The organism is Synergistaceae bacterium (assembly GCA_031272035.1).
Lineage (GTDB): Bacteria > Synergistota > Synergistia > Synergistales > Aminobacteriaceae > JAISSA01.
This window is the reverse complement of record JAISUO010000066.1, coordinates 20207-29476: the sequence shown is the minus strand read 5'-3', so window position 1 is coordinate 29476 and position 9270 is coordinate 20207. Positions and strand designations below refer to the sequence as shown.

The 9270-nt window shown below is 60.3% G+C and carries 5 protein-coding genes; all 5 read right to left on the bottom strand.

Features of this window, described 5'->3' with window-relative positions; genetic code table 11:
- On the bottom strand, positions 1 to 1577 hold a 1577-nt coding region (locus LBR61_08130), incomplete at its 3' end, for a hypothetical protein (protein MDR1732046.1).
- Positions 1578 to 2188: 611 nt separating this feature from the next.
- Positions 2189 to 2467 carry an acylphosphatase gene (locus LBR61_08125; protein MDR1732045.1) on the bottom strand — a complete coding sequence of 93 codons (279 nt, stop codon included), beginning with the start codon at positions 2465 to 2467 and terminating at the stop codon, positions 2189 to 2191.
- A 10-nt stretch (positions 2468 to 2477) separates the two neighbouring features.
- Entirely contained in the window at positions 2478 to 3368 is an 891-nt protein-coding gene (locus LBR61_08120) for a protease modulator HflC (protein ID MDR1732044.1), read from the bottom strand.
- 1 nt (position 3369) lies between these two features.
- Positions 3370 to 4434: an FtsH protease activity modulator HflK gene (gene hflK / locus LBR61_08115; protein MDR1732043.1), complete on the bottom strand. Its 1065-nt coding sequence runs from the start codon at positions 4432 to 4434 to the stop codon at positions 3370 to 3372.
- A 202-nt stretch (positions 4435 to 4636) separates the two neighbouring features.
- Entirely contained in the window at positions 4637 to 9262 is a 4626-nt protein-coding gene (locus LBR61_08110) for an autotransporter outer membrane beta-barrel domain-containing protein (GenBank protein MDR1732042.1), read from the bottom strand.
- Positions 9263 to 9270 lie beyond the last annotated feature (8 nt).

The following is a 9270-nucleotide window of genomic DNA, read 5'->3' as shown; positions in this document are numbered from 1 at the left end:
TTCCCGTCCTCGATTTTAATCGTGCCGTTGTTGGTGACGGTGGCCCCCGCCGGGATGGTGACGGTGGAGCCGCCTGGGATGTCAAGGGTCTCGCCGGGCCCGATGACGAAGCCGTCGGGAAGCGTCACGTCGCCGTTGGCGGTCCAGGTTTTGGTGGCGTCGTTCCAGGTGAGCGTGCCCGACCCGCCGCCTGCCGGCGGTGAGGTGAGAGTGACCGCCGCGGCGATGGTGGTGGCCGGGGCTGTGGTCGTGGACGCCGCGCTGACGACGCAGTAATAATAAGTGGTGGCCGTCAGGCCCTTGGGGATCGGGAAAGTCGCGCTGGTGGCCCCGGTGACGACCGCCCCGCCGCTGTTGCTGTTGCTCGCGCTGCTGTACCACTGGAACGAGAGGGCGGAGGCGCTTGACGCGGGCTGGACGTCGGCGGACACGGTCAGGCTGCCCGTGACGAAGCCCTGGACGCAGGTCGTGGACTGGGGCTGGGTCAGGATGCGGACGGCGGAAGTTTTGATGCCGGTGACGCTGGAGTTTTCCGCGCCGTGCCCGATGGCTTCCGGTTTGATGGTGCCGCCCAGGGTGCCGGCCTTGGTCTGCGATGCCGTAAGCGTGTCCCAGTTCGTGATGGTGATGTTCCCGCCGGCCTGTGAGTAGCCGCCGCCGATGCCCGCTCCGTAGGACACGCCGGTATTGGAGCCGTAGGCCGTGACCGTGCCGCCGGTGATCTTGATGTTCCCGCCGGCCCCGGTGCGGCCGCCGCCGATGCCCGCTCCGTAAGCGTCGCCGCTTCCGTAGTTGCTGTAAGCCGTGACCGTGCCGCCGGTGATGGTGATAGTCCCGCCGTTGCCGTTGCTGCCGCCGCCGATTCCCGCTCCCTCGGCGTCACCGCTTGCAGAACGGCCGTAAGCTGTGACCGTGCCGTTTGTAATCGTGATGGTTCCGCCGCTGCCACTAAAGCCGCCGCCGATTCCCGCGCTTTGCTGCCCACCCAACGCGGCGACATTACCGCCCGTGATAGTGATGGTTCCGCCGCTGCCGTTTCGCCCTCCGCCGATGCCCGCTGCTGCTGCGGTGCTAGACGCCGTGACGTCGCCGCCCGCAATTGTTACTGTGCCGCAGTTGGTTGCGTCAACGCTGCCAATTCCAGCAGATGACCCCACTGTGCTTGTCGACGTCAGTTTGCCCATGGACGAGCCCGTGGACTGGGCGTAGATGGTGAGGCTGTTGCCCGCGTTGACGGTGATGCCGGCGCTGGCGGTGAGGTCCGCGCCGTCGGCCAGGATCAGATAGGTCGGCCCGCTGACGGCGACGCGGCTGGGAATCGTGAGCGTGCCGGAAGCGTAGACCCATCCGGTCCAGGTGGCGCTCCCCGCCGAGAGGTCCGTGGCGAAGGCGCAGGTTTTGGTCGCGCCGGTTTCGTCGATGTAGGAAACGTTCGTCGCCGCCCGCGCCGGGGCGGCCGTCAGGGGAAGAATAAGAAAGGTGAAAAGTAAAACTGTTAAAAGGTATAAACCAGGCCGTATGGCCGTGTGACTGGTATAACCGGCCTGTCCGTTGGATGTCGATCGAAGAAAGGACATAGTTGCTTCCCTCCTTTATGGGTAAACGTACATAGACTGAAAAGTTATTTCCGCCCCGGCCCGCTTAAAAACGAGCACGCTGGAAAATCTGAAAAATCTGGAGAAAAATTACCGCGTAGCTGAATGTGACTTAATATCGAGTATGCGGCGTCATGTCCGCGCGAATACGCGGAACGGAGGAATGTTCGCTGTTTTTTGTGAGCCTGGGCTTGCGCTTAAGTATGGCGCGCCATTTAAGGCGCTTTGAAAAGAGTTTCCATTTTTTTGTCTCTCCTGCTCTCGTTCTCTCGAAATTTCCAAAAAATTCTCGAAGTACTGATAAGAAAATAGCATAAAACTTCTAAAAAAACAAACGGCGCGTTTCAGATGAGTTCAGAGGGGGCTTTCGCGCCGTTGTCGCTGAATAGAGAGTTTTTCCTGGAACGGTACTATTACTGCGGCGTTCAAAAAGTAAGAAAACGTGTTAAGGCGAGTGTATGAAAATATATAAGAAATTCATTTTTTTAGTGCACGTTTACGCAGTCCGCTATAAAAAATCGAAGGCAGACGGTTCTCTTCAGGCCGTCTGCCTGTGTCTGTTCGTTTATGTTCGTTCAAAGCCTTTTGTGCGGTTATTTTATGCGAAAGCCGTGCTCCGGCGATGGCGGTTCGTCCTGAATTTCGATGCCCGCCACCCGCGCCAGAGGAATGCCTCCGCTCCGGCACCAGTCGATGATTTCTCCCACGTCTTCCTTCGGTCCGGCAATGACGGCCTCGACCCTGCCGTCCCAAAGATTGCTGACCCAGCCATCCAGCCCCAGAGCCTGCGCCCGGGAGCGAAAGGAACTCCGAAATCCCACATGCTGCACCCGGCCGGAAAACACGACTCGCTTTTGAACTCTTTCCTTCATTGCTGTCCTTTCACTGCTGCCCTTCGGTGACTTCCTTTTTAGCGGCGCCGGAGCCAGCCGTGTTCAGATATTTGAACAGTCCCGTTTTGGGGTCCACGATGAGAACGGTGTTTTCCTTTATCCCCTTCTGAAAAAACTCCACGGCCTTCATTTGCTCGTAAAGGGAAAAGGCGTTGCCCATGGCGTCGGAGATGATGATCTGGGCTTCCTTGTCTCCCTCTCCCCGGAGGGTTTGGTTTTTCTTCACCGCCGACGCGATGATCTCCTGCGCCCGGCGGTCGGCCTCTGCGGTGATGCGGTTGGCCTCGGCGGTACCTGCCGAAAGAATGCGCTGGGCGATTCTGACCCGCTCGGACTTCATATTCGAGTAGATCGCCTGCAGGTTCTGGTCCGGCAGGGTGAAGTTGCGGATGGCCGAAAGAACCACGTCGATTCCCATGTCCTTCGTCTGCTCTCTGACGCGGGTCATGGTGTGCTGAATGATCTCCTCGCGTTTGCCGTTCAGGATGTCGTCGTAGGTATAGAGCCCCGCGACGACGCGGATCGCCCCGAAAATCACGTCGTCGATGCGCTGTCCCAGGGTCTCCTGAGTGCGGATTCGGGTGTGGAACGCGGACGGATCGGTGATCTGATAGAGCAGAAACGTGTCGAAAACGACGTTGCGCTTGTCTCCCAGCACGGTCTCGACGGGGGCGGAATCGTGTTCCTGGAGCCATTTGGGATAACGATAAACCACGTCCAGAAAGGGAATTTTGGCGTGGATACCCGGCGTCGAGTGAACGCGTACGATTTTTCCGAACTGAGTGACGACGGCGTGTTCATTGGTGGGCACGATATAGAAAGCGCCCAGCGCCACGGCCAGAAAAAGAACGACCACGGGGATCGCGAAGTATTTTTTCATTTCAGTTGGCCTCCTTCCAGCCGGCTTTGGGGGACGACGGGGAGTAGCGGTAGAGGGCTTCCGGAGGCAGCGGCAGGACTTTCAGGGCCCCTCCGGCGCTGTCCAGCCCCTCCACGAACACCACGTTCAGTTTTTTCCAGACGTCCGCCATGCCCTCGGCCCACATGTTGAGGCGCGTCAGGTCGGGATTGAGCTTGTAGGCCTCCTGCAGCAGGTTCAGGCGCGCGGCCTCCCCTTCGGCCTCGGAGACGCGTTTGAATTTGTAGGCCTCGCCCTCGTTGACCAAAACCGACGCCCGCCCCTCCGCCTCGGGAACGACCTTATTGGCGTGGGCTTCGGCCTGATAGATCATCGTCTTGACCTGCTCCTCGGCGGTGGTGACGCTGTTGTACTCCGCCTTGATGGCCTCGCTGACGTTCGTCTCCTGCAGCAGGATCTCGTCGATCTTTATTCCCATTTTCCGCTGGTCGAAAACGCCCTGCAGGCTTCTGAAGGCTTCGTCCTGAATTTTCTGCTTGCCGCTGGTCAGCCCCTCGTCGAAAAGCATCGACGCGAAAATTCGGCGCATCGTGGCCATGCAGAGATCCCGAAGCATCTTTTCTTTAAGAGCCGGAAACACGGGAAGGTTGAATACGTATTCTTCCGGAGCGCCGATGTGAAAGTGCATGACCCACTCCACCTCAATGAGTTTGTTGTCCTTTGTCAGCATCAGTTTTTCATCCGCCACGGGGCTGTTTCCCGTTTTATTCCCAAACGGCCCGAAATTGCGGGAATTGTCGAAGCGGAAGCCGAACTCCAGGCTTTGCTTGCGCTCCGAAGGGATGATGTAGATTTCGTCGGCAAACGGCATTTTGACGTGCAGTCCCGGGCCGGCGACCCCGTTGATGGTTCCGAACCGCAATACGATGGCCTTCGAGTCCGACGGAACCGTATAGATGTTGCTCACCACGATGATCACCGCCAGAATCGGCAGGACAATCCACAAAACATTTTTCATCAGGAAACGCAATATTTTCCCCTGCAGCCCCGGATCGTTCGGATCCGGCATAATGATGACCTTTGCCACTCTGTTCCCTCCCCATGTCCAGTTTCACGGTCTGTCCGCCGTCAGAGAATGTTATTGTATTATATTCCATCCATTCATCATTCCCTCTATTCGCTGAACACAAAAAAGCTATTCGCCGAACACAAAAAAAGCTCCTTCCCCTGGAGGAAGGAGCCATTGCGATTATGCGCGATTCATGCGTGGACGGGTGAGCAGACCCCGCCTAAAATTCCCACTCGAACCGTATTCCGGCCGAAAATCCCTCGATCTTTCCGAAGTAGCCCTGCAATCCGGCCTCAAGGGAGAAGTCGTGCTTCTGGTCGGGGCGAAGGATCAGGCCAATTTCCCCGATGCCGGTGGTTCCCTCCAGATCGGCGGCCGGAAGAGACTGGTTTTTGTTGTTCCGGGCGTGAATGGTCCCGCCGAATTCGTGTTCCAGCGCGGCGCCCAGGTACCAGGTCTGACGGCTGTTCCTCATGCGGGTGAAGCGCGCTCCCAGCCGGACTCTGTGGGAGTCGTCGCGGTCGAAATCCACCCATTCCCCGTCGGCGAAGGTAACGGTTTCCCCTCCCTGCCGGCTCCAGTAGTACCGGAACAAAAGATCCAGCCTGTCCCTGGGGTCGTTGAGCTGCCAGGTGCGCCCCACTCCCAGGTGCGCCCCGTAGTAGGGGGTATTCGTTTTATAGGACGCGGGAACGCCGTTCGCGTCGAGATAGTCGTGAGCGGTGAACTCGTTTTTCAGCTTTCCGCCCCGGAAGGAGCCCTCCAGCCTGAAGCCGTCCGCCCATTCCCTGCGGACCATGAGTCCCAGACCCCGGGATCGCAGGGTGCCGCTGCCGTGAATGTCGTCGATGGAGACCTGGCTCAGGTGGCTGTAGCTGTCCCAGGTGTCGTAGTCCGCGTTTCCGATGTCGATGAAGGCTCCCCACAGGGTCGAAACGTCCGGTTTCCCGTCCTTTCCCTGCTTTCTTGCCTTTGTGGCGAAGCCCACGATGATGTTCGAGGCGTCGATGTCCACGTGGGAATGTTTGTTGTCCACCCGCAGCCAGGCTCCGTCGATGCCCGCGAAGGGCGCGGAGGCGCGTCCATAGGGATCGTCGCTCAGAATATCGTTGCTGAGAACGATTGACGCCGATTCATAGCTGTGGTCGGCGAGCCATCCCCCTCTCTGACCGATGAACGCCAGCCCCGCCAGCCGGCCGTTTGTGAGAGCGCTTCCCTCATAGGCCGGAATGTAGGGCGTGGGTTCGGGGGAAGGCGTGGGGTCCACGGGATTGTTCGCGGGGGTGACGGGCGTCGGGGCGGGCGTCGGTCCGGGTTTGGGATCGGGGAAGTCCGGAGTCGAGGGGGTCGGGTTCGAGGGCGTCACAGGCGTCAGCGGCGTGGGGGTCGGGTTGTTGGGATCCGGAACGTCGGGAATCGCCACATCCGGCAGACGGGCCACGAGGTATTGATTGGTGATCTCTTCCGCTCCATCGGGACCCGTGGGGACGCTGGTGTCGATAATGAAATTGTAGCCTGTGGTATACCCGCCCCGGGCGTAACTGGAGGCCGCCTGGTTGGAGGGAGTGCCGGAGATGTGGTCCGGCCCCGCGGTGCCGATCAGGTAGAAACGGTCGCCGGGCTTCGGGGTCAGGCCGGGGGCGAAGGGCGTCAGGCGGACCCGGCTTCCCGTGACGTCCACGTTGGGATTGCCGTCCGGGTTCGAGATCTTCAGCAGGGCGGTGTCCGGATCGTTCATCGTGGTGCCCTCCAGGTTGAAAATCAGCTCACCCTTCAGATTGGCCTGAGTGAGGTTCATTTTGTTGTGCCCCATGACGGTCAGCTGAGCGCCCTCCTCCAGCGTGAAGGTGTGCTGCGGCGCGTCCAGCTCCATGCCGTCGAAGATCTGCGTATAGGTTCCGTTCCTCAGGTCGACTCTTCCGGGGGCGCCCACCGTGAATTTGTTTTTGTCGGCCCACAGGAAATAGCCGCTCAGCGCTCCGGATGCGTCGGAGACGGGTCTGACCTCCATGTCGAAGGTTTTGCCGTTGTCCTGGTTCACCACGATGGGGTCGAAAAGCATGACCATGCCGCCCGGTTCGGACCTGATCTCCAGTCTGGCGTCGGCGTCGGCGGCGTCATGAACGACGTGAATCGTCCCTGAATCGTCGGTCGTCACCCCGTCCACGGTGCCGAAATAGAGGGAGCTGTAGCGCTCCTGGCCGTTCTCCGTGATTTTGTTGTCGCCGAAATAGGTGTAGTAGCCGTCCGTGGCGGTGATCGTCAGGGTATAGGGGGCGTTCGAGGCGGTGTTGGCGTATCCCGTGTCGATGGTGACGGTGCCGTAGACTTTGGCCGCGCCCTGGTCCGCGTAGCCGGCGCCGGTGTAGTTCGAGGCGAAGGTGTTGCCGCCGAAAAAGCTGTTTTTGATGGTCATGCCCCCGACGGCTCCATAGCTGTAGATCAGTCCGCCGCCGATCTGCCCGTTCTGCGCCGTGATGTTGTTGTCCGACAGGATGGTGTTCTCGATGGTGCCGATGCCGATCGCCTGAGTGGACGCGCCGGTGGGGGAGGCGCTGGTGGCTCCGATGATGCCGCCTCCGTCGATGTAGGTTCCGGCTGTGACCTCGGTGCCGATGATGTAGTTGTGATCCAGGTGCTGGATGGTTCCCACTCCGTCGGTCCGGACTCCGATCAGTCCGCCGCCCTGGATGTATCCGCCGGTTTTTACGGTCGTGTCCACGAGCACGTTGTTGTTCACGTTGAGCATGGAGGCGCTTCCTCCGTCGGAATACACGCCGAAGACCCCTCCGCCCGCGATGTACGAGTCCGTCTCCACCGTGATGTTGCTGAGACGGTTGCCGCTGATTCCGTCCTCACGCACGTCGAAGTTGCCGCCGAACCCCGTGATGCTGGTGGAGCTTTGGGCCCCGACAACACCGCCGCCCTGGATGGAGCCGGCTTTGACGTTCAGGTTGGTGAAGCTGTTGTCCACGATGTTGCCGCCGATGCTGTACCCGCCGGATTGATCGGGGTCGTTGTCGTCCAGCTGGATTCCGATGACGCCGCCGCCCTTCAGTTTGCCTCCGACCTTCACCGTCAGGCTGTCGAAGTAGTTTCCCTTCGCCTCCGTGAGAATGCCCACCTTCGCCGAGGAGATGCCCGCGATGCCGCCGCCCTTCATCTCGTCGCCCACGGTGACGGTCAGGTTTTTGAAGAGGTTGTCGTTCAGAGTCTCGATTGCCGCCGTGCTCTGAAAGGCGTGCAGTCCGATCATTCCCCCGCCGTAAAGATAAGTGGCCGCGTTCACGCTGGAGTTGAGAAAGACGTTTCCGGAGGCGTCGCTCATGTGAGTCAGCCGGTTGGTCAGCAGGTAGGCGTTGACGCTGTCCACGTCGGGATTCCCGGTTCCGACGTGCGTCGGATTGTTCGGGTTCGTCCAGTCCCATATGCCGAACTTGTCGGAATCCATGGCGTTGGCCGTGTCCGTGTAGCTCGTCTGGAGGCCCACCAGTCCGCCTCCCTTGATATAGGACCCCGCTGTCACGGCGATGCCGTTGAAGATGTTGTCCTGAAGACGGGTGAGTTCCGCTCCGGCGGCAGCGAGCCCGTTGACGCCGATGACTCCGCCTCCCCGGATGGAGTAGCCGGCCGTGACCTTTATGTCTCCGGCGCTGCCGTTGCCGAAGATATTGCCGCTGGCTTCCTCCAGAATGGCCCATGTGTCGGACGTCGCGAGATTTTCGGAGCTGGTGGCCAGATGTTTGCTGTTGTTGTTTACGCCCACGAGTCCGCCGCCCAGCAGAATGTCGTCCGTCTGAACCGTCACTCCTGTGAAAAGGTTGTTTGTGAGCCCTTTTATTTTCGCGATGCCGGTCTTGTCGTCCGGGGACGAGGCGGCGTCCGCCCCGATGAGCCCGCCCCCTTCGAGGTAGGCGCTGTTGTCCGCCGGGCCGGTTGTGGACACGGATATGTTTTTGAACAGGTTGCCGGAGACGCTGCCGATTTCGGCGTTGGCGGAGTCTGTGTGCGCGGCGGGTTTTTCGCCCGTGGAGCGGACCCCGACGACGCCTCCTCCCGCCAGGTACTGGTCAGACCGCTGTCCCCGCACCGTCACCGTTATATCCGTGAAAGCGCTGCCGGTGATGTCTCCCAGAGAGGTGTCGGTGGTAATATCGTTGGCGCCTCCGATCAGTCCGTCAACGTATCCTTTTTTGGGAGTGGACCCCAGGTCGTACTCCACGTTGACGCTGCCAAAGTTCAGATTCGTGAGGTTCAGGCCGTTATAGGGGCTTTGAGCACCCTCGGCGGGGATGTTGAGCCACTTCCTCTGGTTGAGAAAGATGTCGTCTCCGGCGTTGCGGGTCGCGCCGTCTCCAACGATGGAGGTCATTCCGGAGAGAGCGGCGCCGGAGATGAACGTGCTTGCGAGGGTCCCCGCCTGAGTCGCCAGGTTCTCCAGCGCGCCGGGAGCCAGAGCCCCCGTCAGGTCCGCGATGCCGCTTTTCATGCCGTCGGCGTTGGTCCAGACGCTCGTTCCGCCCTGGAGGGTCAGTCCAGGGGCTTTGATGTCCAGAGCGATCTCTCCCGAGCCAAAGGTGATCGTCCCGTCGAGGGTCAGCGTGGTCCCCGCCGCGGGGCTGGCCAGCGCGTCCTGCAGCTCCTTCAGGGTCCCGATCGCCGCTTCCGCCCCGGGAGGCGGGAAGAACGCAAAGCATACCGCGCAGAGGAGCAGGGAAAAACACAGGCGCGGAAGGGAAAAGGGCGGAAAGGTTTTTTCCCCGCCGTAGGACAGCCGCGCTTCCTTAAAAGCGACCGCAGTTGTCGGGAAAGGCGTTTTTTCCCTGCTGAAGTATTGCTGTTTCATATCAATTC

Coding starts and splice junctions, on each gene's coding strand:
- LBR61_08125 (MDR1732045.1), bottom strand. CDS start 2,467: ATGAAGGAAAGAGTTCAAAAGCGAGTCGTGTTTTCCGGCCGGGTGCAG.
- LBR61_08120 (MDR1732044.1), bottom strand. CDS start 3,368: ATGAAAAAATACTTCGCGATCCCCGTGGTCGTTCTTTTTCTGGCCGTG.
- LBR61_08110 (MDR1732042.1), bottom strand. CDS start 9,262: ATGAAACAGCAATACTTCAGCAGGGAAAAAACGCCTTTCCCGACAACT.